General features: G+C 51.5%; 21 protein-coding genes. 3 read left to right on the plus strand and 18 right to left on the minus strand.

The window, feature by feature from the left end; genetic code table 11:
• Positions 1 to 18: 18 nt before the first annotated feature.
• From HYD27_RS15380 to HYD27_RS15395, 4 genes are all read right to left on the minus strand, one after another.
• The gene (locus HYD27_RS15380) at positions 19 to 2,232 is read right to left on the minus strand and encodes an ABC transporter permease (protein WP_219216560.1); all 2,214 of its coding nucleotides are present in this window, start codon (positions 2,230 to 2,232) and stop codon (positions 19 to 21) included.
• A gap of 9 nt (positions 2,233 to 2,241) precedes the next feature.
• The gene (locus tag HYD27_RS15385; RefSeq protein ID WP_219216561.1) at positions 2,242 to 2,940 is read right to left on the minus strand and encodes an ABC transporter ATP-binding protein; all 699 of its coding nucleotides are present in this window, start codon (positions 2,938 to 2,940) and stop codon (positions 2,242 to 2,244) included.
• Between the two features lie 673 nt (positions 2,941 to 3,613).
• Entirely contained in the window at positions 3,614 to 4,411 is a 798-nt protein-coding gene (locus tag HYD27_RS15390; protein ID WP_219216562.1) for a TrmH family RNA methyltransferase, read from the minus strand.
• 30 nt (positions 4,412 to 4,441) lie between these two features.
• Positions 4,442 to 5,104, minus strand: coding sequence for a potassium channel family protein (locus HYD27_RS15395; protein WP_219216563.1), 663 nt, complete (start codon positions 5,102 to 5,104; stop codon positions 4,442 to 4,444).
• Between the two features lie 209 nt (positions 5,105 to 5,313).
• Here HYD27_RS15395 and HYD27_RS15400 point away from each other — a divergent pair, with 209 nt between their 5' ends.
• Positions 5,314 to 5,550: a small acid-soluble spore protein SspI gene (locus HYD27_RS15400; RefSeq protein ID WP_219216564.1), complete on the plus strand. Its 237-nt coding sequence runs from the start codon at positions 5,314 to 5,316 to the stop codon at positions 5,548 to 5,550.
• Between the two features lie 173 nt (positions 5,551 to 5,723).
• Here HYD27_RS15400 and HYD27_RS15405 read toward each other — a convergent pair whose 3' ends face one another.
• The 14 genes from HYD27_RS15405 to HYD27_RS15470 form a co-directional block, all read right to left on the minus strand.
• Positions 5,724 to 7,310 (minus strand): peptide chain release factor 3, encoded by a 1,587-nt coding sequence (locus tag HYD27_RS15405; RefSeq protein ID WP_219216565.1) that lies wholly within the window; start codon positions 7,308 to 7,310, stop codon positions 5,724 to 5,726.
• Positions 7,311 to 7,973: 663 nt separating this feature from the next.
• The gene (gene zwf, locus HYD27_RS15410; RefSeq protein ID WP_219216566.1) at positions 7,974 to 9,524 is read right to left on the minus strand and encodes a glucose-6-phosphate dehydrogenase; all 1,551 of its coding nucleotides are present in this window, start codon (positions 9,522 to 9,524) and stop codon (positions 7,974 to 7,976) included.
• Positions 9,525 to 9,888: 364 nt separating this feature from the next.
• Positions 9,889 to 10,767 carry a YwmB family TATA-box binding protein gene (locus tag HYD27_RS15415; RefSeq protein ID WP_219216567.1) on the minus strand — a complete coding sequence of 293 codons (879 nt, stop codon included), beginning with the start codon at positions 10,765 to 10,767 and terminating at the stop codon, positions 9,889 to 9,891.
• A 78-nt stretch (positions 10,768 to 10,845) separates the two neighbouring features.
• Entirely contained in the window at positions 10,846 to 11,502 is a 657-nt protein-coding gene (locus tag HYD27_RS15420) for a response regulator (protein ID WP_219216569.1), read from the minus strand.
• Between the two features lie 15 nt (positions 11,503 to 11,517).
• Positions 11,518 to 12,552, minus strand: coding sequence for a sensor histidine kinase (locus HYD27_RS15425; RefSeq protein WP_219216571.1), 1,035 nt, complete (start codon positions 12,550 to 12,552; stop codon positions 11,518 to 11,520).
• A gap of 39 nt (positions 12,553 to 12,591) precedes the next feature.
• Positions 12,592 to 13,239: a cell wall-active antibiotics response protein LiaF gene (gene liaF / locus HYD27_RS15430; RefSeq protein WP_219216573.1), complete on the minus strand. Its 648-nt coding sequence runs from the start codon at positions 13,237 to 13,239 to the stop codon at positions 12,592 to 12,594.
• A 345-nt stretch (positions 13,240 to 13,584) separates the two neighbouring features.
• Positions 13,585 to 14,289, minus strand: a complete 705-nt coding sequence (locus tag HYD27_RS15435) for a PspA/IM30 family protein (protein WP_219216574.1) — start codon at positions 14,287 to 14,289, stop codon at positions 13,585 to 13,587.
• 3 nt (positions 14,290 to 14,292) lie between these two features.
• Positions 14,293 to 14,775, minus strand: coding sequence for a PspC domain-containing protein (locus HYD27_RS15440; protein ID WP_219216577.1), 483 nt, complete (start codon positions 14,773 to 14,775; stop codon positions 14,293 to 14,295).
• 4 nt (positions 14,776 to 14,779) lie between these two features.
• Positions 14,780 to 15,457, minus strand: a complete 678-nt coding sequence (locus HYD27_RS15445) for a PspA/IM30 family protein (RefSeq protein ID WP_219216580.1) — start codon at positions 15,455 to 15,457, stop codon at positions 14,780 to 14,782.
• Between the two features lie 47 nt (positions 15,458 to 15,504).
• Positions 15,505 to 15,807 carry a hypothetical protein gene (locus HYD27_RS15450; protein ID WP_219216582.1) on the minus strand — a complete coding sequence of 101 codons (303 nt, stop codon included), beginning with the start codon at positions 15,805 to 15,807 and terminating at the stop codon, positions 15,505 to 15,507.
• Between the two features lie 196 nt (positions 15,808 to 16,003).
• Positions 16,004 to 17,008 carry a hydroxyacid dehydrogenase gene (locus HYD27_RS15455; protein ID WP_219216584.1) on the minus strand — a complete coding sequence of 335 codons (1,005 nt, stop codon included), beginning with the start codon at positions 17,006 to 17,008 and terminating at the stop codon, positions 16,004 to 16,006.
• A 44-nt stretch (positions 17,009 to 17,052) separates the two neighbouring features.
• The gene (locus HYD27_RS15460; RefSeq protein ID WP_228745153.1) at positions 17,053 to 18,096 is read right to left on the minus strand and encodes a tripartite tricarboxylate transporter substrate binding protein; all 1,044 of its coding nucleotides are present in this window, start codon (positions 18,094 to 18,096) and stop codon (positions 17,053 to 17,055) included.
• A 35-nt stretch (positions 18,097 to 18,131) separates the two neighbouring features.
• Complete coding sequence (locus HYD27_RS15465) at positions 18,132 to 19,655, minus strand: tripartite tricarboxylate transporter permease (protein ID WP_228745154.1); 1,524 nt, start codon at positions 19,653 to 19,655, stop codon at positions 18,132 to 18,134.
• A 10-nt stretch (positions 19,656 to 19,665) separates the two neighbouring features.
• Positions 19,666 to 20,139 (minus strand): tripartite tricarboxylate transporter TctB family protein, encoded by a 474-nt coding sequence (locus HYD27_RS15470; RefSeq protein ID WP_219216586.1) that lies wholly within the window; start codon positions 20,137 to 20,139, stop codon positions 19,666 to 19,668.
• A 365-nt stretch (positions 20,140 to 20,504) separates the two neighbouring features.
• Here HYD27_RS15470 and HYD27_RS15475 point away from each other — a divergent pair, with 365 nt between their 5' ends.
• Positions 20,505 to 22,358 (plus strand): glycosyltransferase, encoded by a 1,854-nt coding sequence (locus HYD27_RS15475; RefSeq protein ID WP_219216589.1) that lies wholly within the window; start codon positions 20,505 to 20,507, stop codon positions 22,356 to 22,358.
• Positions 22,355 to 24,343, plus strand: a complete 1,989-nt coding sequence (locus HYD27_RS32550) for an exosporium glycoprotein BclB-related protein (protein WP_219216590.1) — start codon at positions 22,355 to 22,357, stop codon at positions 24,341 to 24,343. Before HYD27_RS15475 ends, HYD27_RS32550 begins: the two co-directional genes overlap by 4 nt.
• The last annotated feature ends 775 nt before the right edge of the window (positions 24,344 to 25,118 follow it).

Here is a 25,118-nt window from a genome sequence, read left to right on the forward strand (position 1 = left end):
TAAATACAATTATGTGCTTTACTCTCTGCTTCTTAATATTTCCACTAGTGAAATTTCCTTGACATGTCTGGACAGCATGATCTGAACGATCAGATAGGATATGAAAATAATTCCAATAGTAACAGCGTATAAATTCAATGGAATGACACTTTCAAATCCGGCAGCAACATTAGTTATCATATAAGGCCATATCAGCTTTACAAACCATGTACTTGCAGGTATCCCTAACAAGACAGCAAGTGCAACCGTATAAATTGTATTTCCAAGATATAATTTCCGGATTTCTTGTTCGTTATAACCAAACATTTTAATTAACGCAATACTGGAAATAGCCTTATCCACCATCATTTTCAGCAAAAGATATAGCACCAAAATAAAGATCACAATGGAAACTGTAAGGAGCATGGAAATTAAACTTCTCATAATATCATTGAATTTCGAAGCAGAGTCAGCCATATCTTCAAGTGTTATGATTGAAGCCACAGCATTCTGTTCTATATTCAATTCATTGGCAGATAACAAGGTGTTATAATATTCCCCGCTCTGCCCAAACACCTCCTTCATATGATCTATATTTGTAAAAATATATAGTCCTGGAGCGAATGGCACTACAGCTTTGACTTTAAAAGTGTAGCTTTTATCTACAATAGGATCTTTTAAGTTAATTGTGTCATTAGGCTCTAAACCATATTTATAGGCTACAGCGTTGGAAACATAGACATCATTGCGCTCCCCGCCCACTGTAAATTTAAAATATGGATTTCCCGGACGAATTCCAAAGAGATTAACCTCTAAATCTTTACCTGCCATATCCAGGTAACTGTATAACGGCTTGATATATGCCTTCTCACTATCCAATGGAGCTTCACTAAGTGGATATTTCAAGGCATACATATAGTTGTACTTCGCGTCTTCTGTTGCATGGGTGACATAATTATTGATTGTCCCTTTAATGCCAAAGCTGAATATCATTAATAGAATGGCCAGCATCAGTCCGGCAACAATGGTTATATTGGCTTTAAGTTCTCTCAGAAATTGACGAATACGGAAGCGCGAAATGAAACCTAAATTTCCCAGATTTATATTTATAATTTTGCTGTATTTCTTTTCTTTTCTCAGTAATTGAAGAGGCGGGGAAGATAACTTTCTGTTAATTGTCAGCATGTTCACAGACCAGGTTATTAAAATAGGGATTCCTATTCCATAAACCATAAGGTAGGGGCGGAGCACTGGCTGGATTTCTGGAAGAGAGTAGTACGAGGAAGTATCCTCAAGATAAGGTATCAATAGATAGCCTAGTACTGTCCCTACCAAGGATGCGGCAAAAACAAGAACACAAGGTAATATCATGTAGTGCTTCATCAGATCATTCTTACGGTAGCCTAAAGCGTACAGAGCGCCAATTACTGAACTTTCCTTAACAATGTTATGAGTAACAAATATGGATATCATATAAGCAACTAGCATTAATACAATGACACCTGCTATAAGTGAACTTGACTTATTGATTTGAGAATCCGACTTCACGCCATCAATTCTTGAGTTATCCTTCGCCTCCATGTAGTAAGTTAAATCCCCCTGTATGTATTCCTTCAGCTCCTTTGTGGTCGCCCCTTCATTAAGAAGGTAGCTGTAGTTATAAGTGATGGTATTTCCCTGATCCGACAATTCCTCAAATGCATTTTCTGAAACAAAAGCGATACTGAATTTGTCCGGATCAGCAACAACATCAAATGGATTTTTAAGCACTAAAGAATAGTCGGGTGCCGATCCTATGCCTGTTACAGTATAGCTTTCAGTCCCTAAATCAAGGAGATCATTTATTTTAATATGCTGGCTTTTGGCATAATTTTTATCTATTGTTAGTTGATTCGTTGAAACTGCAGGATTACCACTATCCAAAGTAACAGTATTCATGAGTACCCTGTTCTTGAAGATCCGAAGTACACCGCCGCTTAAAGTATCCAGATCAATATAAAAGTTCTCAGCCAAGGTCACACCAAGTTGCTCTACCTTGGTTTTCTGCTCATTTGAAAATGGAGTGATTACCGTAAATTCCCCATCCTCTATCAGATTGTTTTTTTTATTGGTATCGACTGTATAAAACACGGAATCAGCCGCTGCAGCCATACTTACAACAACACTTACGCTAAGAACTACGAGAAAGAATAAGGCGCCGTAACGATATTTATTTCCTTTCAATTCCCTTGTAATTCTTTTGTTAATAATCATTTTTGTCACCTACCATTCCAAATTCCCAGCAGGAGTCAGGATATCATTCCTGTAATCCTCAATGATCCTTCCATCCTTAATTTTTATTACTTTATGTACCATATCTTTGATTGCAGTATTATGTGTGACAATCAACATCGTAGTTCCATACTTTTCATTTATGTTTTCAAGCAGCATCAGCATTTCTATGGATGTTGAATAATCCAGTGCGCCTGTCGGTTCATCACATAGTAAAAGCTTAGGATTCTTTATTAATGCTCTTGCTATGGCGCATCTTTGTTGCTGCCCTCCAGACAATTGGGAAGGGAATTTGTTCTGGTGCTCTGCAAGGCCCAACGTATCCAGTAATTCTTGAATATCCAAGGGACTATCCGTCAAGAATTCCAGGACCTGAATATTTTCTTTTACTGTTAAATTAGGGATAAGATTATAGAACTGAAAAATAAAACCGAGATAATCCCTTCTGTACAGGCTCAACTCTTTTGGCTTTAAATTAGATATTTCCAGGTTCTCTATGGTGATGGTTCCGGATTCAATCTGATCCAATCCTCCTATTACATTCAATAATGTGGATTTGCCTGAACCACTTGGACCTAATATCACACACCGTTCCCCTTCTGCAAAAGAAACGGAGACCTTATCCAATACTTTGGTATGACTGGTGCCTGAGCCATAGTACTTTTCGACGTCTCTAATCTCCAGAAACATAGTAATCCCCCTTCATCAAGTGAAATAAATCACTAATGTATTCGCTAATACCTTATATTATTAATTGAATAAATGTTCATGCTTTAGATTAATTATATTTTCGACGGCATATTATGTCAATTATTTTTAATATGTAGAATATTATGTTATTTTTTTACTTTTCATACTCGAGTCCCCTTCCATTACAACAGCCAATTTAAGTTCACTTATTCCACTTCACTTCATTGTACTTCACTTCCCCACCCCGCGATTCCGGTTAGCTCCTCAAATTCCGCCGTTCCTTCTGCAATGCGCAACCCACAGGTTCAGAAAAATTCCCATATATTTTAACTTATACTAAAATTTATGTACATCTTATCCACAGCAAAAGCAATTCATAATTTCCTAAACAATAAAAAAAGATCGCATTGCCCCCAATACCCCATGAGAGTCATGCGATCTTCTCCTAGTCCTCTCCTCCAGAAAAAAGAGAGCACAACAAAAGAGAACTCAATAAGTTCTTTCCAAGCTGCTTCTAAAACAAGGTTTTAAAAAAATTTATGAATCAAGGATGCCAGGACGTGGGTAGGACCTCATAATGTATCATATCCCGTAGGATTAGAGCGCCATTGATCAGTCTCATTTTGATGTTATAAACAGTCTCAATTTACGTTATAAGCAACACGCCCTGACTTTACTTCCGGAGATTCCCCCGCTGCCTCATCCCCTCAAACAGCAGGATTGTCGCTGCCATCGCTGCGTTGAGCGATTCGGCGCGGCCGGCCATCGGAATGATGATGCTTTTGTCGACGAGGGCGGCGGTTTGCGGGGAGATGCCCTGGCCTTCACTGCCGATCAGCAGCCACTGGCTGCCGTGAAAATCATGGGTGTAGCAGGAATCCACACCCGTCAGCGAAGTGCTGACCAGCAGGGATCCGCGTTCCCGGGCCTGCGGCAGAATGCCGCTTAGCTCCCCCTCCACTACCGGAAGATGGAACATCGAGCCCATCGTGGACCGGATGGTCTTCGGGTTGTACAGATCGGCGCAGCCCTTGCCGAGGACCACACCGTCCGCGCCTGCGGCATCCGCGCTGCGGATAATTGTTCCCACGTTGCCGGGGTCCTGGACCCCGTCCAGCACTACTGCCCAGCTATCCTGCTTGGCAAGGATGGCCTCCAGTCCCTGCTGCTCCTTGCGCACAATGGCAAACACCGGCTGCGGGGTCCCCGTGCTGCTGCACTTGGCAATAACCGCCGCCGAGACGCCGATGACCTCCATGCCCTGAACCGCCTGAAGCAAAGGCTTCAATTCGGCAGGCATGCCTTTATCCAGATCATAAGCCAGGCACTCCACATCGGCTTCGGCCAGCAGCGCCTCCTGCACCAGGTGGATGCCTTCAACAATGTATTTATGGGTTTTGTCGCGGTGCTTCTTCTCCTGAAGTCCCGCCCATTCCTTCACCCGCGTATTTTGCGGAGATACTATTTCCATAAGGCCCTGCCTTTCTGTTCCTTAACACACTTATTGATACGCCATCTCCAGCTTTGTCAGGTTATCCTTATGGCCCACAATGACAAGCACATCGCCTTCGATCAGGCGGTCCTCCGCTCTGGGGGAGATGTTCATTTCCTCGCCCCGGCGGATGGCCATAACGTTGCAGCCGTATTTGGCGCGGATATTCAGCTCCTGCAGGTTTTTGCCCAGCATCGGCCCTGACACCTTCATATCGAGGATACTGTAATCCGGCGACAGCTCTATGTAGTCAAGAATATTGGGCGAGGCCAGATGATGCGCCACCCGCATGCCCATATCCCGCTCAGGGTAGATGATTTTGTCCGCACCGATTTTGCTGAGCACCTTGCCGTGCAGCTCGCTTTTGGCCTTGACCAGAATCGCCGGAACGCCAAGGTCCTTCAGAATCAGCGTCGTCAGAATGCTGGCCTGGATATCTTCTCCGATCGCCACCACCACCACATCGAAGTTGCGGATGCCCAGTGCGCGCAATGCCTCTTCATCGGTGGAATCGGCAGACACGGCATGGGTTACAATACCCGAGATTTCCTGCGTGCGCTGCTCATCGGCATCGATTGCCAGCACATCGAAGCCCATGCCGCTTAGCGCCTTGGCGACACTTGAGCCGAAACGCCCCATTCCGATGACGGCATATTGTTTTTTTGCAGCCATTTCTGTTCCTCCCGCTCACATTTTGCATCTCACACAGTATAGCATAAGGAGCCACAAACTTGAATTTTCGCCGCGCTCTCAGGGTACATTATAACGAGGCAATCCCCCTCAGAAGCAAGCTTTCGGAAACCGGGCTTTTGCTGTCCGAAAAAAACTTGCTGTACGGGGCAGAAGGTCCTAACCCAAACCAACTAAGGAGGCTCTACTTCATGCCGGTTACCATTGATTTGCGCCAGGCCATTATCCACAAGGTGCACGGGCAATCCGAAGCCGATCTGCGGCAGATGATTGAAGGCTCCGTGGACGGGCCGGAAACGGCACTCCCGGGACTCGGCGCTGTATTCGAAATGATGTGGAAGGATCTCGATCACGCCAAGCAGGATGCGCTGGTCTCGATGCTGCACAAACACCTGGAGAAGCTCACCCCCGGGTCCATCACCTCCTAGCAAGGGGCATTCAGCTAAAAAACTCCGCTATACACGGTGCAGCAACGCACGTGTAAGCGGAGGTTTTTGGCAAAAGGATGTCTCTTTATAGGCACGGCACAGGCTGGAGCACGTTACTCTCTCATCCCAAAATCAGCGCACACGATCTGTCCTCAATCTATAAATCCCTTCACTCAGGGAGCGGTTTCCAGGAACTTGGCGGTCGGGTTCTTCTCCATGGCGGTACGCATCGCATATTCGTTCTCGAACAGCACGACATAGTTGCCTTTCTTGTCTGTGACCAGTGTGGAATTGATGCGGAACTTGCTTGCGTCCGGTTTGCTCTCATCCACGATCCAGCGCGCAAACTGATAGCTCATCCGCTGCAGCTGGACATCTACGCCATATTCGCCCTTCATCCGGTATTCAAACACCTCGAACTGCAGCTGCCCGACTACTCCCAGCAGAATATCGTCGAAGCTGACTGTGCGGAACACCTGAATCATGCCCTCCTCGGTCAACTGGTCGATCCCCTTCTGGAACTGCTTCGATTTCAGCGCATTCTTGATGCTCACTTTGGAAAAAATTTCCGGCGAGAACGTCGGCAGCTCATCGAACTCGATATCTCCGGCTTGGCTCAGTGTATCCCCGATGCGGAAAATGCCGGGATCGAACAGCCCGATAATATCTCCGGGAAAAGCCTCCTCGACAATATCGCGGTCCTGAGCCAGGAATTGCTGCGGCTGGGACAGCTTGATCTCCTTGCCTGCACGCACATGCTTCACGCTCATTCCGCGCTCGAACTTGCCCGACACAATCCGCAGGAAGGCAATCCGGTCACGGTGGGCCGGGTTCATGTTGGCCTGGATCTTGAATACATAGCCGGTGAACTTCTCGTTGGTCGGCTCTACAGAACCGGCGGTGCTGCGGCGCGGCTCCGGCTTCGGTGCCAGCTCCAGGAAATTGTCCAGGAAGGTCTGCACACCAAAATTATTAATTGCACTGCCGAAGAATACCGGTGTCAGCTCCCCGCGCAGCACCTTATCATAGTCAAAAGCATCCCCCGCCACGTCCAGCAGCTCCAGATCCTGGCACAGCTGGTCATGCAGGTAATCGCCGGCCATCTCGCGGATGATCGGGTCATTGTAGCTTTCTACCTTTTGCACCTTAATTACAGAATGGTCGTCGCCCTGGAACAGCTCTACCTGATTCTTCATCCGGTCATATACACCGCACAGCTCGCGCCCGCCGCCGATCGGCCAGTTCATGGGTACGGAACGGATGCCGAGCACATTCTCCAGCTCTTCCATCAGCTCGAACGGGCTTTGGCCCTCGCGGTCCAGCTTGTTGATGAACGTGAAGATCGGAATGCCCCGCTTGGCGCATACCTGGAACAGCTTGATCGTCTGGGCTTCCACGCCCTTTGCCACGTCAATGAGCATGACCGCGCTGTCAGCAGCCGTCAGGGTACGGTAGGTGTCCTCACTGAAATCCTGGTGGCCCGGGGTATCCAGAATGTTCACCCGGTGATCCATATAGTCAAATTGCATTACCGATGAAGTGACCGAGATGCCGCGCTGCTTCTCGATTTCCATCCAGTCGCTTGTCGCATGCTTGCTCGCTTTGCGGGCCTTGACTGAACCCGCCAATCGGATCGCGCCGCCGAAGAGCAGCAGCTTCTCCGTTAATGTTGTTTTACCCGCATCCGGGTGGGAAATGATCGCAAACGTCCTGCGTTTGTCCACTTCCTGTTGCAGCTTCTGATCCGGTGCCTTATTCATTGCACATATCCCTTCATATATAAATTCATGCTTCTCTTCAATTGCCGGGAGTCATCAGATCGGTGCTCTGCCCATTTGTACAAATCCCTTCATTGGTGAATTTGCCGTTGCCCACAATACCTTAACAGTTACAATTCCGCTTCTAGTGAAAGCATCCTTTTTAGTATAGCAAAATCCGGTGAAGATTATCTACAAAAAAGCGGTTGCGGGCAAATTATCTTGAAACCGGACTTCAAACAGAATGGCCGGGCCAGCTTCATTCATCTCTTCAACAAAGCGCACTTTAATGCTGGAATTCTTCGGGTTGTCTGCTTTTACCGTCCGGTTCGCGGACTCGGCTTGATCAGAAGCTAAGTGGAAAAAGTAAAACTAAATCGCTTGAATCGTGGCTACAACCGGCGTTAGCGGGATTTTGTACACCTAATTGCAGACATTTCTCCCAATACAGCAGGTTTCAGCAGAAATAGTGATACTTTTTCCCACTATGAGTTCTCCACAGCCAAATGAAGTCCAGTTAGTGATACTTTTTCCCACTAAGAATGGCTACCTAGGCAGGAGTCGTGGCTACGGTGAATGTTTGGACTTTCTTAAAAAATCCCCCTGCAGCCATTGGGGGCCACTGCAGGAGGATTCTCTTCATGCCATATATCATTTACAGGTTAACTACCCGTTGACCTGCCATACCACATTGTCTTCATCCTGTCCGTTGACCGGCCACCAGTGGAAGCCTTCGCGGGCCAGCAGCTGATCGGCCTCAACAGGTCCCCAGGAACCGGCGGGATAGGAGGCCAGGTCGCCGGCGCCTTCCTTCCAGGCCGCGGCAATGCGGTCCACGAAGGACCAGGCCGACGACACTTCATCCCAGCGGGTGAAGTAGGTTGAGTCGCCGCGCGCGGCATCGTGTAGCAGACGCTCGTAAGCTTCAGGCGAATTGATGCCCACCATGCAGCTCTGGCAGAAGTCCATGGCCAGCGGCTGGATTTCCGACTCCGAGCCAGGCTTCTTGGCGTTGATCTTCACGTAGATGCCTTCCATCGGATTGACGCGGATGACCAGAAGGTTCGGCTCCAGCTTATGCTTTTGACCCAGATAGACGTTGGTCGGCATACCCTTGAACTCCACAACCACCTCCGTTGTCTTCACGGGGAGGCGTTTGCCGGTACGGATATAGAACGGTACACCCGCCCAGCGGAAATTGTCCACAAACACACGGGCTGCAAAATACGTTTCTGTATTCGACTCCGGATCAACCTTATCTTCCTGGCGGTAGGCCGGAAGGGTTTTTCCTTTGTAGAGGCCTTGTGTGTATTGTCCGCGCACCACGTTCTCACGGACATCGTCCGGGGAAGCATAAGGCCGCAGCGAGCGCAGCACTTTCACCTTCTCATCACGGATATCTTCAGCCAAAAGGCGGCTTGGCGGCTCCATCGCGATCATCGTCAGCAGCTGCAGAATATGGTTCTGGCCCATATCGCGCAGAGCTCCGGCATGATCATAATAGCCGCCGCGCTCTTCCACGCCTACGGTTTCCCCGAGAGTAATCTGAATGTTGGCAATATGCTTGTTGTTCCAGAGCGGCTCGAAGAAGGCATTGGCAAATCGGATGACTTCAATATTCTGCACCATTTCCTTGCCCAGGTAATGATCGATCCGGTAAATCTCTTCTTCCTTGAATACCTGGCGGATCTGTTCGTTCAGCTCCTCAGCGGATTCAAGGTTGTAGCCGAACGGCTTCTCGATCACGAGGCGGTTCCAGCCCCGGGTCTGCAGCATACCGCCGGCTTTAAGGTTGAACGAGACACTGCCGAACAGCTCGGGAGCGAGGGCGAGATAGAACATCCGGTTGCCCGGAATATGGAACTTCTCTTCCAATGCCTCTGTCTGCGCGTTCAGCTCACGGAAGCCGTCAATATTGTTGATGTCCAGGGACTTGTATTCAAAATGCTGCACGAACTCATTCCACTCGCCTGCATCTCCGGCCTGGTAGCGGCAGAATTCACGAATGGACTCCTTCACATCTTCACGGAATTCATCTTGGGTACGGGGACGCCGAGCCACGCCAATTACCGCAAAATCATGGGTCAGCTTGCCCTCACGGTACAAACTGTAAATCGCCGGGAAAAGCTTGCGCCGGGCTAGATCTCCGGTTGCCCCAAAGATAAAGAATACAGCACCGGGTGTATGCAGTGCATCAAGGGTTTGATTTTCAGCCATGGCTCCTCATCTCTCTGTATGTAATATAGTTGACAATCATTCTCAACACCGGACAGTTTATAAAATAATATGTCAACGGCGTGATGTCATTTTATCATATTCGCTGAAAGGATGCTATCAGATTTCTGACAGTTTTTCTCGGGATTTCGCAAATTTCCATTACTCTTTCTTATCCGTTTATGCGTTCCCGCTTATAGGACAGTACAGCCTGCCAATCACAAACATATTATAACCTCATGCCAAAAGCTCCGCAAACGCGGAGCCTGCGCGTGGAGCTTAGAGTGGGGATAAACAGCTTGACCGTCACAATTCTCGATAATATATCAGGCTTGGCATGAAACGGTTGCACCGGGGACGCCGCAGCTCAATATTCAATGGTAATCAAAGGAAATCCAAGTGTCACGCGGTTTGTATTATTGTTGCCGTTCTTATGAACCGCCAGCTGCAGCGCGATCAAATGGCTGCCGCTGCTGACCGCGCGCTCAAGGCCCGGCACACTGTAGGAGCGGCTGTATGTAGCGTTGTCTTCATAGCTCTCTTCCGGATTCATGCCGGGCAGCCGGGGCTGTAAAGATTGCTCGATGGAAAACAGTGCGGCCTCAGGCCCGCTCTGGTCCTTCGCAGCGCCCTGCAGCGAGACATTCCATTCGGCGGCAATGCCTGCCTGAAGCAGCTCCTTCCCGGCTGACACTGCAGCGGCCGGAAGTTCCGGCGCCTTCAGCAGGTCCGCCGTTTCGTAGGTCACGATCACATAGCTGCGTCCGCCACCCAGCTCGCTCCAGAACAGCGAGGCCTGCGCTCCGGCCAGAGCGGCAGCCGCGCGCGAGGTCATATGCCCGTCTTCATCAGACCGGCTGGCGTTTCCAAGGCCGAGCTTCCCCGCAAGGCGCTCTGCTGCATCTGCTGCGGAGGCATCGCTGCTGTATTCGCCCTGCCACTTCAGTACGAGCCGAAGCGGGGAATCCGGTTGGGTGGCAGTCATGCCAAGAGTAGTTAAAAGTGCAAGAGAATCAGCGAGACCGTCAATGCCCGCTTCGGCCGGGGATGATGCGTGAGGTGCGGCGGGGGAAGAGACTTCTTGCGGGGCCGCAGTTTGATAGGCAGGCGCTTGTGCCAATGATATGCTCCCAATTGAGCCAGCACCTCCGGCAGCGCCTGCACTGCGGAATCCGGCCGGCACTATGGCCGCCACGCACAATCCGATCAGCAGCAGCGTTCCCCTGCTTGTCCCTCTGTTCCCCATCGTCAATCTCTCCCTCTCTATCCTGGTCTAGCAATCTATTAAACAGGATATCCAGGAAGAGAGATTATATACCTGCGGCTATTCCGCAAGTCCATTCTTATAGGCATAAATGGCCGCCTGGGTGCGGTCTTCGACCCCCAGCTTGGCGAGAATATTCGTAACGTGGAATTTCACAGTCTTAATGCCGATAATGAGCTGGTCGGCGATATCCTGATTGGATTTACCCTGAGCCAGCAGCTTCAGCACTTCCATCTCGCGTTCTGTAAGCTCCTTGTAGGCCGGCGCTTCGCCGCCTTTGGCATTCGAGCGGAACCGGTTCATCATTTTGGAGGCGACCTGCGACTCCAGTACCGACTGGCCTCTGGCGGCGGCACGGATCGCATCCGCCACTTCGCTGGCCCGCGAGGTCTTCAGCAGATAGCTGAACGCGCCGGCCTCGATGACCGGATACATCTTCTCATCATCCAGATAGCTCGTCAGCACAATGACCTTGCAATCCGGGTACAGCTTCAGAAGCTGTCTCGTCGTTTCTATCCCGTCCATGCCATCCATGACCAAATCCATCAGGACGACATCAGGGTTGTATTCCTGGGCCAGCCGTATCCCTTCTTCCCCGCTTCCGGCCTCGCCCACCACTTCAATGCCGTCCTCGGTGCCGAGCACCGCGGCAAGCCCGATCCGGACCATTTCGTGATCATCCACCAGCAGTACTTTAATCGCTTCCTCCATCTCCATGGCTGCCCTTGCCTCCTATTCATTGACTAGCGGTACAGTAATCTCGATCCGCATGCCTTTGCCGGGAGCGGTAATGAATTGGATCGAACCCCCGGTCTCATTAATTCTTTCCTGCATATTCGACAGCCCGTAGGAAGTCTGCTTGCTCTCATCCATTTCAAAGCCAACCCCGTCATCGCGCAGCGTCAGCCGTAAGGTATCGCCCCGGCGGTGCAGCCGGATCTCCATCTTCTCCGCCTTGGCGTGGCGCAGTGTATTGGAGATGGCTTCCTGCACAATGCGGAACAAGTGATTCTCAACGCCCTTCATCAGCTGCACATCAGGGTCCATCTCGAACACAATGTCGATCGGAACCTTGATCTCCAGCTCCTTAATCAGCTCCTGCAGCCCTTGCCGCAGCCCCTTGCCCTCCAGGTAGACCGGACGCAGATGCAGCAGCAGGGCGCGCATCTCGGACTGGGCTACTGCGGACATTTCTTCGATCAGCGCAATTTGCCGCTGCGCCTTGTCAAAATCCTTCTCCAGCGTCCGCCCCACGGCCGTTGCCGTCATGGAGATCGCGAACAGCTGCTGTGACACGGCATCGTGCAGCTCACGCGCCAGCCTCTGCCGCTCTTCCATAATCGCCGATACGCGGGCCTGCTCAGCCAATTTGGCGTTATTGGTGGAGAGCCGCTGCAGCGTGTTCACCTGGTTCTCCCATTTGCCGCTGATGCGGCCAAGCTGCTGGCTGAGCCTGCCCAGCTCATCATTGCCAAGCTCCGGCATGGCCGGGGTCAGATTGCCTTTTTCCCAGGCCACCAGCGTTGCGCGCAGCCGTTCCAGCTTGTTTTTCGTACGGAAGCTCTGGTAAAAGCCAAAGCCCGTACCGAACACCACCGGCAGCAAAATCAGCGTTACCACTGTTGTAACCCCGATCTTCCAATCCTCAAACGGCTGCAAATATCCATATGTATACATGATATACAGGAAAACCAGCAGCATGACCAAAGAGAACAGAGCTCCCTCGCCCATGCTGCGTGTCACCATATTGCTGCTTTTTTTGCCCATGCCGGGAGCCCTCCTCCTTTGCCCTTCATGCCAGACCGGTCAGTCCGCCCGCACATCCAGGTCACCCATAATATAAGATATATTGAACTTCACCTTCTGCTCGCAGCTGTCGTAATTCGCCGACTTCCAGTTCAGCCGGTTCAGCATGCCCGTGTCGCGGTGGCTGCCGAACTCAATCGAGCCAAACAGCACAAATGCCTCAATCTCCACACCATAATCCTCGGACAGATAAATATCCGTATCCCCGAAGATCCCCTGGAACAGCATTACCGTCTCCGGGTCCTCCGCCATCGCCAATGACAGATCGATATCCGCTTCTCCCAGCACATGCCAGGCACTCAGGCTGCGCATGACCCACGGTGAAAGATCCCAGTCAAATCTGGACGAGAAGCTTTGCTTCTGCATAAACCCGCCTCTGCGCTGAATCCGTTTGGATTTCACAAAAAACATTCCCAGCGAAATCAGACAAATCGCCAGCACCAGCAGCATATGGTCCAGCAGCAGCAGCACTGCCCCGACCCCAAGCAGTGTGTAGCCCTGCTTAACCTTGCCCGACGTTGTCCGGTAAATCCCCAGCAGCAGAAAGAGGAGCGCGACAATGGAGAAAAAGCCGAGCCATCTGCCAAATATCATCATGCAGCCAATTCCAATCAGTCCGATGGCAATCAAACGATTCCGTTTATCCATTTCGCACCTCCTTTAAGTTTGTGAAGTAAGCTGCTCCCTATTCGAATCATGTTCGAGTTCTGAACTGGCCTGGCTGGCAATCTATTGCGCTTTATACAGCAGTTGACCCCGGAATCCGCCGAAAAATCAGGTCCTATTGCACTTTGTACATTAGAATCCCGTGTAAAGACGCCGTTCAGCCGAACATCAGAAAATCTATTGCACTAAATACAGCAAAGGCGATTTTCCGCTTTCTCCAGCTATTGCCGCATCCCGCTACAAAAGCCATACCGGTATGGAATATCCATACCGTATGGCTTTACCTTGATCAGCATATCATATCTGCCTATTGTTTAGGAACAGGCACTATTCTTCTTTTTTGTCCAAAGATGGAGAGGATGGCGGGGTGTTCAGCTTGCTCTTCAATGCGGCGAGCTGCTCTTCCACTTTCAGCTGCTTTTCGGCATCCACCGGCTTGCTGTATGCTGCCGAAGGGCTGTAAGGGGCACGCAGCACATCCGCTTCCGCTTCGAGCTGCATGATCTTCTCTTCCATACGGTGGAAGCCGAGTGACGCGCTGCCGCTTTCAATGGCATGGACACTGCTGATTTGCGACATCTGCTTCTTGGCCTTGGCCATTTGGGCACGGGATACCAGCTCATTGCGTTTGTTGCGCAGCTTGTAGAACTCATCCTTCATGTCATGCAGCTGCTGCACCAGTTCCTTGGCCTGCACTTCCGCCTGGGCATGAAGCTCGCTGTATTCGGTATGCTTCTGGTCGAAATAGATTTTTTCTTCCAGCAGCTTGCGGGTAACTTCCTCCTGGCCATTCTTCAGAGCGAGTTCAGCCTGAGCCGCACGCTGGCCGGATACCTTCGCTGCTTCTTCCACACGCTGCTTCATCCGGCGCTCATTGGCCATCTGCTTCGCTACGGTAACCTCAGCCTCGTGAATTTCAGCCTCCATATCGCGCAGATATTGGTTCAGCATCACGATCGGGTCCTCTACCTTATCCAGCAATTCGTTGACCGACGCCTTAGTCATATCCTTAATCCGTTGAAATACTCCCATAATTCACACTTCTCCCTTCTCGTATTTGGCAAGTTTTTGTTTAAGCTCTTCCACTTCTTTTTGCAGGGCCTTCTTCTCAATATCCTTCATCATGGCATCAATACCGGAGTCTTGTGCCGAATAAGCGTTAGCTTTGTCATAACCGGGGTTATAGCCCTGCTGGCCGCCGTAAGGGCCATATCCACCCTGTCCAGGACCATAAGGTCCCTGCGGGCCGCGTCCATGCTCAGGTCTGCCTGAGAAGGGTCCGCCGTATGAACCGCCCGGAGCACCGGGTCCAGGTCCGAAAGGATTATACTGGGTCGGCTCCTTGGGAATAATAAGCGCTGCGATAAAGTACACCAGAATGGTGGCTCCGCCGGTAAAAGGAATGCTGACCAGCAGCAGGATCCGGAACAGCGTGGAGTCGATGCCGAGCGTCTCGGACAATCCACCTGCCAGCCCTGTCATCACCTTGTCACGGGTTGAACGATACAATCGGGTCATAGAACTACTCCTTTCCATCGTTGTTCAGCTTCTCCTTCAGGCGGGCCATCTCTCTTTCGAGCACAGTCGCCACTGTTTCTCCAGCCTGAATGGCGTATTCCTGTCCCATGCGCCGCAAATCGCGCAGGCTCTTCGCTTCCAGCTCCCAATCCGTCATCCGGTCTTCCAGCCGGCCGAACATTTTGGGAACGTCATTGCCATTGCCATAGGCGGTGGCTCTCTGGTTCATGCGCTGCTGCAGCCGCAGCGACTCCATCCGTGCCGCGTAATACTGGCGTTTGCTGTATACCGTTTGATACTCTATTTTGAGTTCGTTCAGCTGGCCTTCCAGCTCGAACAATGATTGCTGGCTCTGCTCCAATAGACCGCTGTACTGCTCCAGCTTTTCCTCGTGAATAATCTTTTCCTGCAGCGCCAGCTTGGCCAGATGATCCTCTCCCGCCTTCAGCGCGAGCAGTGCCTGCTCTTCACGTTTGTTCCTCATGGCCGTCGCCTGATTCACCTGCTGCTGCAGTTGCTTCGTATGGGCTGCATATTGCTGGTACAGCCTCTCGGCTTCGGAGATTTCCTCACGGGTCGAATGTAGAAACTGATCAATCAGCTTCACCGGGTCCTGGCTCTGTTCCAGTCGTTCATTCAAGTTAGCTACGGTAATATCCCTCATGCGGCGAAAAACACTCATGATTTCCTGCTCCCTCCCTGCTTCTTAATTAAGTAAACCTCGAATGCTTAATATGTTCCGTTTCTTCTGCCCTTCAGCACCGAGATGCCCCAAACCACCAGCGCGATACCGAGCAGCGGTCCGATGATCCAGGAAAGCTTGGCGATCAGGGACATGACACCGATGAACAGCACCACCCAGCCGATAATCTTGCGTCCGCTTTTAATTCCGTAGTATCCGAGAACAACCAGCAATACCGGGAACAAAATTCTGAATATTCCGTGGATCAGCGGCAGGGCAATTCCCAACAGCATAATCGCTCCAAGCACGATCAGGACAATCGCCAGCCCGTTACCTTGTCTTCTTTGCATTTTTTTCTCACCGCCTTTCGTCGGCCTTGAACCTTATAGTCTTATTCTAGGGTAAACCGCAGACTTTCAAAACAGACTGTGGACGGTTTTATATACTGGACCTTAGTCGGGGAGGGGATGAGACTGCAGTTCTGGTCTGAACACAAATGACCCACAAGAGGCACTTTTCAGGAAGTGTCCTCTTATGGGTCACAGATCAGGATTGCGCCAATTCGGCTCTTTCTAATTCATTCAAATAGCTGTTCACGTCAACGCGGTATTTGGAGGTTCCCCCTTGGATCTCCCGAAGTACTTCGGCAGCAATCAGCAAAGCGGTCCGGTTCAGTGCTTCCTCAGCCGCACCCGCGACATGAGGTGTCAAGATACAGTTCGGCAGATGAAGCAGCGGATGCTCGGCGCCCGGCGGCTCGGCATCCAGTACATCCAGCACTGCTCCTGCAATTTTGTGATGGGCAAGCGCATCAGCCAGATCCCCCTCATTGACCACGCCTCCCCGTGAGGTATTGATGAGATAGGCAGTGTCCTTCATCCTCGCCAGCGCCGCCTGATCGATCAGGTTGCGCGTACTTGGCAACAGCGGCACATGCAGACTTACAAAATCTGCTTGCCGCAGGACTTCCTCCTGCGGAAGCAGCGTTATTCCGGTCACACCGGGAGCGATATCATTAGGAGTCAAGCGGGGATCGCTCCCGATCACGTTTAGGCCCAGGGCCTTGGCCTTGATACCTGTACGGTGTCCTATCTCGCCAATACCGATCAGACCGAGGGTTTTGCCTTGAATCTCCGTGCCGCCAAAGCGTTTGCGGTCCCAGCCGCCCAACTTTACATCAGACGAAGCGGCTAGTATGGGACGGCTGAGCGTCAGAACGGCGGCCAGCACATATTCCGCTACGGAGACGGCATTGGCGTTTTTGGCGCTGACCACCGGTGTTCCCCGCGAAGCTGTGGCGGTTAGGTCAATATTGTCCAGCCCGACTCCCAGCCGCCCGATAATCCTGATATCTCTCAGTTCGTCCAGCAAAGCCCCATTTACTTTCGTCTGATTTCGCACGATAAGCGCCTTGGCCTCTGCCGCGGCTTCCTTAAGCTGCTGAGCATCCGACCAGAGGGATGGATCGTAATGAACCGAATATCCGCTTTGGTTCAGCAAGTCCAGTCCGGCCGGCCCCATGGCTTCAGCGATAACAATGTCCAACTGCATCCCATCTCCTTCATTTAAGGGAATATTATATTTTAGAACAGCAGCTATTTACGCAATCCAAATTTTGTCGCCAATCCGCCGTAATATTCCGTTTCCTTCGTGATGAATTGATTGAAATCGTCCGAATTCAGGAAAGAGGGCAGCAATTTCATTGATTTCAGCTTATCCTGGAACGCAGTATCCTGTGCCAGTTCGGCCAGAGTGTCGCTCCATTTCCGGACAATATCCTCCGGAGTACCCTTTGGCATGCTTAACCCAGTCCACCAAAAGGCGGATAAATCGTTGAAGCCCTGCTCCACAGCCGTAGGTGCATCCGGGAAGAACGGGCTGCGCTCGGCGCTGGAGACGGCGAGGATTCTAAGATTTCCCGAATTGACCATGGTAGCCACCTCGCTGACGGGATGGACGGCAAGAATCGCATTTCCTCCGGCAATCAATGGAAGCGACTCCGCAGTACCCTTCGTTACGATCATGCGGGTCTGGGAAATGTCCACGCCCAATTGATCCAGCCATTCTGCTACCACATAGGTGGAGTATCCTGCTACTCCGGAGGTTGTCCAGCTTAGTTGACCGGGATTTTGTTGTACCCATTCCGAGAACGCTTTGAAATCACTCCACTCGGCATCGGACTTGACTGTAAAGGTTGGCGCATCTTCCACAATCCGCGCAACCAATTGCTGGTCTGCAAGCTTAATGGCCGGAGAATTATAACTCGCTTCCATCATGGAAGTATTTGAAACCACATTCGCCAGCACTGTGTATCCGTCGGCAGGCTGGCCCAGCGCATACTGGGCTCCGGTGGCTCCACCGCCTCCTGCCCTGTTAACCACCGTAACCGGCTGTTTCCATTTTTCGCTGACCGCATCCGCCACAGCGCGGGCTACCAGATCTACGCCGCCGCCAGCGGCATAAGGCACAACATATTCAATAGGCTTGACCGGATAATCCGAGGCGGCCGTATTGGGTTCAGCGGCATTCGTTGCCTGCTTATCCTGTGTGGAATTCGCTCCGCAGGCACTGAGTACAATGACTGCCGCAAAGGCTGCTGACGCCAGCATTTTTCTTTGATTAAAAATGTTGATTTTCATAATAATCCCCTTTTTATTTCTTCGATTTGATCTGTTTAGGACAGCGGGCTGATTTGTCCGGCTCCCTCTTGCTGCAGTCTTCGCTTAGTCCGCCTCACCAGAAGGTTGGAAATTACGACCATTAACACGGATAGCATCAGAAAAGTCAGCGCTAAAGGGCGGGTAAAGAAAATGGAAAAGCTGTCCGCTGACATAGCCATTGATTGGGTAAAAGACTGTTCCAGCATAGGTCCGAGAATTAAACAGAGCACCAGCGGCATAACCGGCCAGTCAAATTTATACAGAAAATATCCGAGAAATCCAAACAGGACCGCCACTACCACGTCGAAAAGGCTGTTGCGCACCGAGTAGGCCCCAATCACGCTGAGCATTAAAATGACCGGTGCCATAATCCCGAAGGGAACTGCTGTCAGTCTCGCCCATAAGCCAACCAGCGGCAGGTTAAGCACCAGCAAAGCAATGTTGCCGATGACCATACTGGCGATTACCGTCCAGACAAAGCCCCCTTGCTGCTCAAACAGCAGCGGACCCGGCTGTACGCCATAAATCATAAGTCCGGCCAAAAGAACTGCCAGAGGAGGCGAGGCTGGAATTCCAAGCGAAAACAATGGAATAAAGCCTGCCGAGCTGGTTGCATTGTTGGCCGCTTCCGGTGCGGCTACCCCTTCCATGGCCCCTTTGCCGAACAAATGGCGGCGCCTGGAGAACCTTTTAACCACATCGTAGGACAAAAAGGACGTAACAGCAGCGGAGCAGCCCGGCAGGAGCCCCATCACAAACCCGATAAGGCTCCCGGCGGCAATCGCCCCGGAGCTTTGCTTCAAATCGCTGCGGCTTGGGTACACGCTGCCAATCCGATCGGCAGGGACGGGGGGCTGCCTTTCTCCAATGCTCTTCAGGACTTCAGTAATGGCAAACAGGCCGATGATGATGCTTATCATTTCAAAGCCGCCTGACAGTGCAGGAACTCCGAATTGAAAACGGAACAGCCCGCTGGATGTTCCGAGCCCGGCCAATGAGAGCACAAAGCCGGAAAGACCCATAATGGCCGCCTTAATCATCGAACCGCCGGTCAGGCCTGATGTAACGGTCAACGCCAGCAGCATCACGGCGAAGAGCTCCGGAGGCCCGAATTTGATCGCCTGCTCAGCCAGAAAAGGTGCAAAAAACACCAGTCCTGCGAGTCCTAGCATCCCCGCTGCGAAGGAGGAGATAGCGGCAATTCCCAGGGCCGGCCCGCCCCTTCCCTGACGGGCCAGCGGATAACCGTCCAGACAGGTCGGTACGGACGATGCTTCTCCGGGAATATTAAGCAAAATTGCGGTGGTCGAGCCTCCGTACATAGAGCCGTAGTAGATGCCTGCCAGCATGATAATAGCTTGCGAAGGTTCCAAAGCCGCGGTTACCGGAAGCAATATGGCAATCGCCGAAGTTGGGCCCAGACCGGGCAGTACACCCACGAATGTGCCTATCAGCGCTCCCAGTACGGCCATGAGCACATTAAAGGGAGTAATGGCGGAAACGAAGCCATATCCCAGCGAAACGGCTGAGTCTAGCATAGCGGCCCCCTCACAGCAGCCATCTGCCGGACGGCAGGGGAGCATGCAGCCATTGCACAAAGATCAAGTACAAGGATACCGTCAAAATAAGTGCCGCCGCCAATGAAGAATACCAACGGAACAACCCGATTCCTTTGAACAGAATCACCGAGGCGGCGAGTGTAGCCATTAGATAGCCTGTCCATTGAATAAGAGCAATGTAAAAAAGGAGAATAACGGGCACCGCGAAAATAAGTACCGGCGTTCTGGGGGATGACTCGGTATCTTTACCCGCTTCGGGATGGTTACCGGCAGAACGATCACCTCGAAACGCCAAAATGAGTCCGAAAACAAGAAGTCCGCTTCCCACCACAAATGGAAAGAGATGATCACCGTTCAGCATAGCCATGCGGTATGGAAAAAGCCTGATAGCCTCCGCAATGGACGCTGAGCCGATGAGAATGGCAGCGGCTGCTCCTGTCCGGTCAGCTAATTTTACTTTCATTTGTATCCCGCCTTTGCGCAATATCATTTTAGAGCTCCAGATTCATTGAATCATTTTTCACTTATAATTCCGATAGTTTAAATGAGCTTTATGGAGATATTATCAAAAGCCTTTATCAAAAGTCAACGCTATTTTAGTGAAGTTTTTGATTATCAGGAAAGCGCTGGCGTTCGCCCATCAGCTCCTGAAGATTAAATTTGACCATTCGCGGCTGTATTTTAAAACGGGTTAACAGAATTTTTCTGTATCCGTTTTCACTCATTTGTAGCTTAATGTTGAAGTTTGACTTAAAATGTATAGAATTTGTTTAGAGCAACGTGATATATTGTGATAAATATTATATCTTCCTTGATTGGAGGGCTTGAATGCAAACATCTATTATTGTCCTGGCCCAGCAGCTGCCGCTGCTCAAATCATGCCTGGCCAGCATTGAGCTGTTCACCGAGTCCCCCTATGAGCTGATTGTGATTAATGACGGAGGAGACAAGGAAATCAGCAGCTATTTGGCCTTTTCCAAAAGAGCGCGCTCCTTCGCAACCAATCAGCCTGCCGGCGTTGCTGCCGGTTACAATCTCGGCGCTTCTCTGGCCGGCGGCGAGCATCTGATCTTCATGCGCGACCATATGATGGTCTCTGAAGACTGGCTGTCCAGTCTTAACGGCTGTGCAAGGCGGCATCCCGGCGCGGCTATGGTTGGACCGGTCAGCAACGACGTAAGCGGCCCGCAGCGGCTCCCGGTGCAATGCAGCGAAATGGAGCAGCTGGATCATATCGCGAAGTCCTTCGCCCTCTCCAAGGCCGGACAAGCCAAAACCGCTACACGGCTGCTCAGCCATCTGCTTCTCGTCCGGCACAGGGCCTTCGATGAACTTGGCGGCTTCGACGAAAGATTCGAAATGGAATGCTATGAGGATGATGATCTATGCTACCGCGCGCTGCAGGCAGGCTACAGCTTACATATTGCCCTGGATTGTTTTGTCCGCTATATCCAGCCCCCTCCACTGTTCCCTGATGATCCCAATTGGTACAACACACGCCTAAGTCTGAATCGAGAAAAAGCCAGGCAAAAATGGGGCTTTGACATTACAAGCGCCTTATATGAAATGAAAAGAAAAGCCACGGTCAGCCTGTGCATGATTGTAAAAAATGAGGAAGCCACCCTGAAGCGCTGTCTGGACAGCGTGGCTTGCCTGGTCGATGAAATCATTATTGTCGATACCGGCTCGACAGATCTTACCAAGGAGATTGCTTTGCGCTATACAGATAAGGTTGCCGATTTCACCTGGGTGGATGACTTCTCCAAAGCCCGGAATTATGCCTTCAGCCTGGCGACTCAGGACTATTTGCTCTGGATGGACGCGGATGATATTTTCCTGCCTGCCGATGCCGAGAAATTCACAAGGCTTACGGCCGCTCTGGACTGGGATACGGATGCGGTATCCATGAATTATAATCTTGCCTTTGACGAGCATGGCAATTTAACCTCCAGCTTGACGCGCAACCGCCTGGTTAAACGGGAAAATGGCTTCCGCTGGCACGGTGTGGTCCATGAATATCTGGAAGTGTCGGGCAAGGTTCACCGCTCGGACATCTCCATTACGCATGGCAGGATGCATGGGAACTCCTCCAGAAATCTGAATATCTACGAGAACCGCTATGCCGCCGGCGAGATTTTTTCCAGCCGCGATCTGTACTATTTCGCCAATGAGCTTAGAGAGCATAAACAATGGCTCAAAGCCATCTCTTTTTATGAAATGTTCCTGCAGCAGGTGGACAGCTGGGTTGAGGACCGGATTAATGCCTGCGGGAGCCTCTCCGATTGTTTCCGGGAGCTCGGCAACATCCAGGATGCAAAAGCAAAAGCGCTGCAGGCCTTCTCCTACGATCTGCCCCGTGCGGAAAGCTGCTGCCGGCTGGGGAGTCTGTATATGCTGGAGAATGACTTCAGCAAGGCAATTTTTTGGTATAAGCTGGCGAGCGGACTAACCAAGCCTGCGGATTCCTATTCCATTTTACAGCATGCCTGCTGGAGCTGGCTGCCCCATCTGCAGCTGTGTGTCTGCTATGACCGGATCGGCCAGTACGAGCGGGCGTGCGCCCACAATGAAAAGGCGGCGGAGTACATTCCAAATGACAGCAAGGTGCTGGCAAACAGAGCTTATTTCACCGGTTTGGGAGTCGCTGTGCAATCATATATTTTAGGGGGAAGCAATCAATGAAGAAGCTGCAGAACAGACCACAGTATACGGAGATCACAAACGAAACTCAAAATTTGAAGAAGGATATGAAGCCGGTTCTCATAAAAACCTCCATGGCAATGATGGTGGTCAGCCAGACAGCGGGTCTGCTTCCCGGTTTCGGCCTTGGCGGTACGGGAACCGCTTCCGCTGCGGAAAATAAGAGCTTCAACGATGTCAGCAGCAGCTCGTGGATGTACAAGTATGTCATGAAGATTGCCGCTCTTGGCTTCGCCGAAGGAGATACATCAGGCAATTTCAATCCGAAAGCTCCATTGACCCGCCAGGAGGCGGCTATTATGGCTGTCCGGTTCCTTGGAATTGAAAATCCTGCCCCCTCTTCATCTTCGCCTGCATTGGATGTCAGCAGTTGGGCCAGCTCCTGGGTGCAAACCGCAATCAGCGAAGGCTTGATTCTTCCCGGCGAAGAAACCGCCCAAGGCTGGGGCAGCCAGAATGCCAGCCGCGAATGGCTGACGAAGCTTGTGATCCGGCTGATCGGCAAGGAAACCGAGGCGCTGGCCCTTGCCAATGAAGCCCTTCCCTTTAACGATGACAGCCAAATCTCTTCCTGGGCTGCAGGCTACATCAACGCTGCTTCACAACTGAAGGTTGTACAGGGCTTCGAGGACAAAACCTTCCGTCCATCCGATGATGTTACCCGGGCTCAGGCGGCGGCCATATTCAGCTCGGCTGAAAAATATGCCGTTAATCCGTTGGACACGGTAGCCCGCGGCAAGATTATCAGCGTATCGGCTGGCAAAATCGGTGTATTGACTGAATCCGGGCAGACCATCAGTCTGGCCATTAATGGTTCCACACTTATTTTCGGGAACGGCGGAGCCTCGGCAGCCCCGGTGGCCGTCGGTCAGCCCATCACTGCCATCTACAGCAACGGTACGGCTTCTTATGTTGAAATAGCGGATATCAGCAAAGCGGAAATCACCTTGCCCGGGCCAAAAGGAGACACAGGGGCGACTGGAGCTGCGGGTGTTACGGGAGCGACCGGCGCAACCGGGGCAACCGGGGCCACGGGCAGCGCCGGGGCGCCGGGAGGACAGGGCGCTGTTGGCGCAACAGGGGCCACCGGCGTGACCGGGCCTGCCGGGGAGACTGGCGCTACGGGAGCAACCGGCGCTACGGGTGAGACCGGGGCCACCGGCGTGACCGGGCCTGCCGGAGAGACTGGGGCTACGGGGGCTACCGGCGCTACGGGTGAGACCGGGGCCACCGGTGCGACCGGACCTGCCGGGGTCACTGGGGTTACGGGGGCTACCGGCGCTACGGGTGAGACCGGGGCCACCGGCGTGACCGGGCCTGCCGGGGAGACTGGCGCTACGGGGGCTACCGGCGCTACGGGTGAGACCGGAGCTACTGGTGCGACCGGATCTGCCGGGGTCACTGGGGCTACGGGGGCAACTGGCGCGACTGGAACTGGCTCAACTACTGTTATTCCATTTTCCTCGGGAAGCCCGGTTGATATGAGAACTTACTTGGGGGGCGCACAGTCCGACAGGGCGCTGATCGGCTTCGGCAGCTCCCAGATCATTACTGTCAACGGATCTACCATCGATCTTACGGGCGGTGCCGGCACGAACATCAACTATGCTTTTTCAGCTCCCGGAGCCGGGACCATCACTTCACTCAGCGGGTACTTCTCCACGACAGCTGCTATGTCTTTAGTAGGAAGCAGCATCGCAATAACCGGTCAATTGTACATGAGTTCAACCCCCGATAATACCTTCACGCCGGTTCCCGGAGCCACAGTAGCCTTGTCTCCTCAATTAACGGGAATTTTATCGGTAGGTACAATTTCGTCCGGCATGACCACCGGACTCAGCATCCCGGTTACCGCCCAGAGCCGCCTGCTGATGGTCTACACAGCCACCGTAATCGCAGGCTTGGATGTCAGCATGACGGTTCCCGGCTACATCAGCGGAGGCTTGAACATGACTATGAGCAACTAAAACCTGCAATTCAATGCTATGCCTGAATTAAGAAGAAACGGCTACGCCGTCCTTGACCGGGCAGCGCAGCGGTTTGCATTTCAGGTGTAAGGCTGGCTGCTGAAGCCAGGTGGAAAGGTCACTTCATATTTCCCCAGCCGCTTTTTCGCAAGGTCTTAGAGGGAAAAAAGGACCCCTAATCGATCCGGTTCTCTCCCTTACAGAGGAATACGCCTGCATTAAGATGGAACTTGAACCATTCATCCAAAGGGCAGCCATTTTAGTGGTAAAAAGGATAACTAATCCACCGCATTCCGATCTTGGATCATTCCTAGTGGGAAAAAGTACACCTAATCCGGCTGAAATCAGCCATTTGGGGGGAGCGGGCCTCCATTAGGTGTACAAAATCCCACTAAAGCCCGTTCAAGCCAGAATTCCAGCCCATTAGTGTTACTTTTTACACTTCGCTTTCGTTCCTTATGAACCTCCTTGCTTTTCATCACCTTGTTCAGGCTCTCCGGTTCCATTCATCCTGAATTCCGTAGAGCTTTGTTAGATGATTTGTGGATACTTACTTTCGAAATTCAGGATAAAATCTTATATTTCAAGCAAAGCCGTCTTAATCGTCCTTAGAGGCAAAGCGGCGGCTGTTCAGGAGAAAGATACTTTATCAAGTGAACTCTATATTGATATCCTTTAAAAAGGCTGTTCCGTGCATCATTGCATGTGGACAGCCTTTGTTCATTTTACGGCCTCCTGAGTGGTGATGCGGTCAAATTACCGGCACATTATAGCG

Source organism: Paenibacillus sp. S150, assembly GCF_019352175.1.
Taxonomy (GTDB): domain Bacteria; phylum Bacillota; class Bacilli; order Paenibacillales; family Paenibacillaceae; genus Paenibacillus_AQ.

Coding starts and splice junctions, on each gene's coding strand:
- HYD27_RS15400 (WP_219216564.1), top strand. CDS start 5,314: ATGCCGGTTACCATTGATTTGCGCCAGGCCATTATCCACAAGGTGCAC.
- HYD27_RS15470 (WP_219216586.1), bottom strand. CDS start 20,139: ATGAAAGTAAAATTAGCTGACCGGACAGGAGCAGCCGCTGCCATTCTC.
- HYD27_RS15425 (WP_219216571.1), bottom strand. CDS start 12,552: ATGGGCAAAAAAAGCAGCAATATGGTGACACGCAGCATGGGCGAGGGA.
- HYD27_RS15455 (WP_219216584.1), bottom strand. CDS start 17,008: ATGCAGTTGGACATTGTTATCGCTGAAGCCATGGGGCCGGCCGGACTG.
- HYD27_RS15405 (WP_219216565.1), bottom strand. CDS start 7,310: ATGAATAAGGCACCGGATCAGAAGCTGCAACAGGAAGTGGACAAACGC.
- zwf (WP_219216566.1), bottom strand. CDS start 9,524: ATGGCTGAAAATCAAACCCTTGATGCACTGCATACACCCGGTGCTGTA.
- HYD27_RS15385 (WP_219216561.1), bottom strand. CDS start 2,940: ATGTTTCTGGAGATTAGAGACGTCGAAAAGTACTATGGCTCAGGCACC.
- HYD27_RS32550 (WP_219216590.1), top strand. CDS start 22,355: ATGAAGAAGCTGCAGAACAGACCACAGTATACGGAGATCACAAACGAA.
- HYD27_RS15440 (WP_219216577.1), bottom strand. CDS start 14,775: ATGACCCGATTGTATCGTTCAACCCGTGACAAGGTGATGACAGGGCTG.
- HYD27_RS15465 (WP_228745154.1), bottom strand. CDS start 19,655: ATGCTAGACTCAGCCGTTTCGCTGGGATATGGCTTCGTTTCCGCCATT.
- HYD27_RS15415 (WP_219216567.1), bottom strand. CDS start 10,767: ATGGGGAACAGAGGGACAAGCAGGGGAACGCTGCTGCTGATCGGATTG.
- HYD27_RS15395 (WP_219216563.1), bottom strand. CDS start 5,104: ATGGCTGCAAAAAAACAATATGCCGTCATCGGAATGGGGCGTTTCGGC.
- HYD27_RS15390 (WP_219216562.1), bottom strand. CDS start 4,411: ATGGAAATAGTATCTCCGCAAAATACGCGGGTGAAGGAATGGGCGGGA.
- HYD27_RS15450 (WP_219216582.1), bottom strand. CDS start 15,807: ATGCAAAGAAGACAAGGTAACGGGCTGGCGATTGTCCTGATCGTGCTT.
- HYD27_RS15475 (WP_219216589.1), top strand. CDS start 20,505: ATGCAAACATCTATTATTGTCCTGGCCCAGCAGCTGCCGCTGCTCAAA.
- liaF (WP_219216573.1), bottom strand. CDS start 13,239: ATGGATAAACGGAATCGTTTGATTGCCATCGGACTGATTGGAATTGGC.
- HYD27_RS15435 (WP_219216574.1), bottom strand. CDS start 14,289: ATGGGAGTATTTCAACGGATTAAGGATATGACTAAGGCGTCGGTCAAC.
- HYD27_RS15460 (WP_228745153.1), bottom strand. CDS start 18,096: ATGAAAATCAACATTTTTAATCAAAGAAAAATGCTGGCGTCAGCAGCC.
- HYD27_RS15420 (WP_219216569.1), bottom strand. CDS start 11,502: ATGGAGATGGAGGAAGCGATTAAAGTACTGCTGGTGGATGATCACGAA.
- HYD27_RS15445 (WP_219216580.1), bottom strand. CDS start 15,457: ATGAGTGTTTTTCGCCGCATGAGGGATATTACCGTAGCTAACTTGAAT.
- HYD27_RS15380 (WP_219216560.1), bottom strand. CDS start 2,232: ATGATTATTAACAAAAGAATTACAAGGGAATTGAAAGGAAATAAATAT.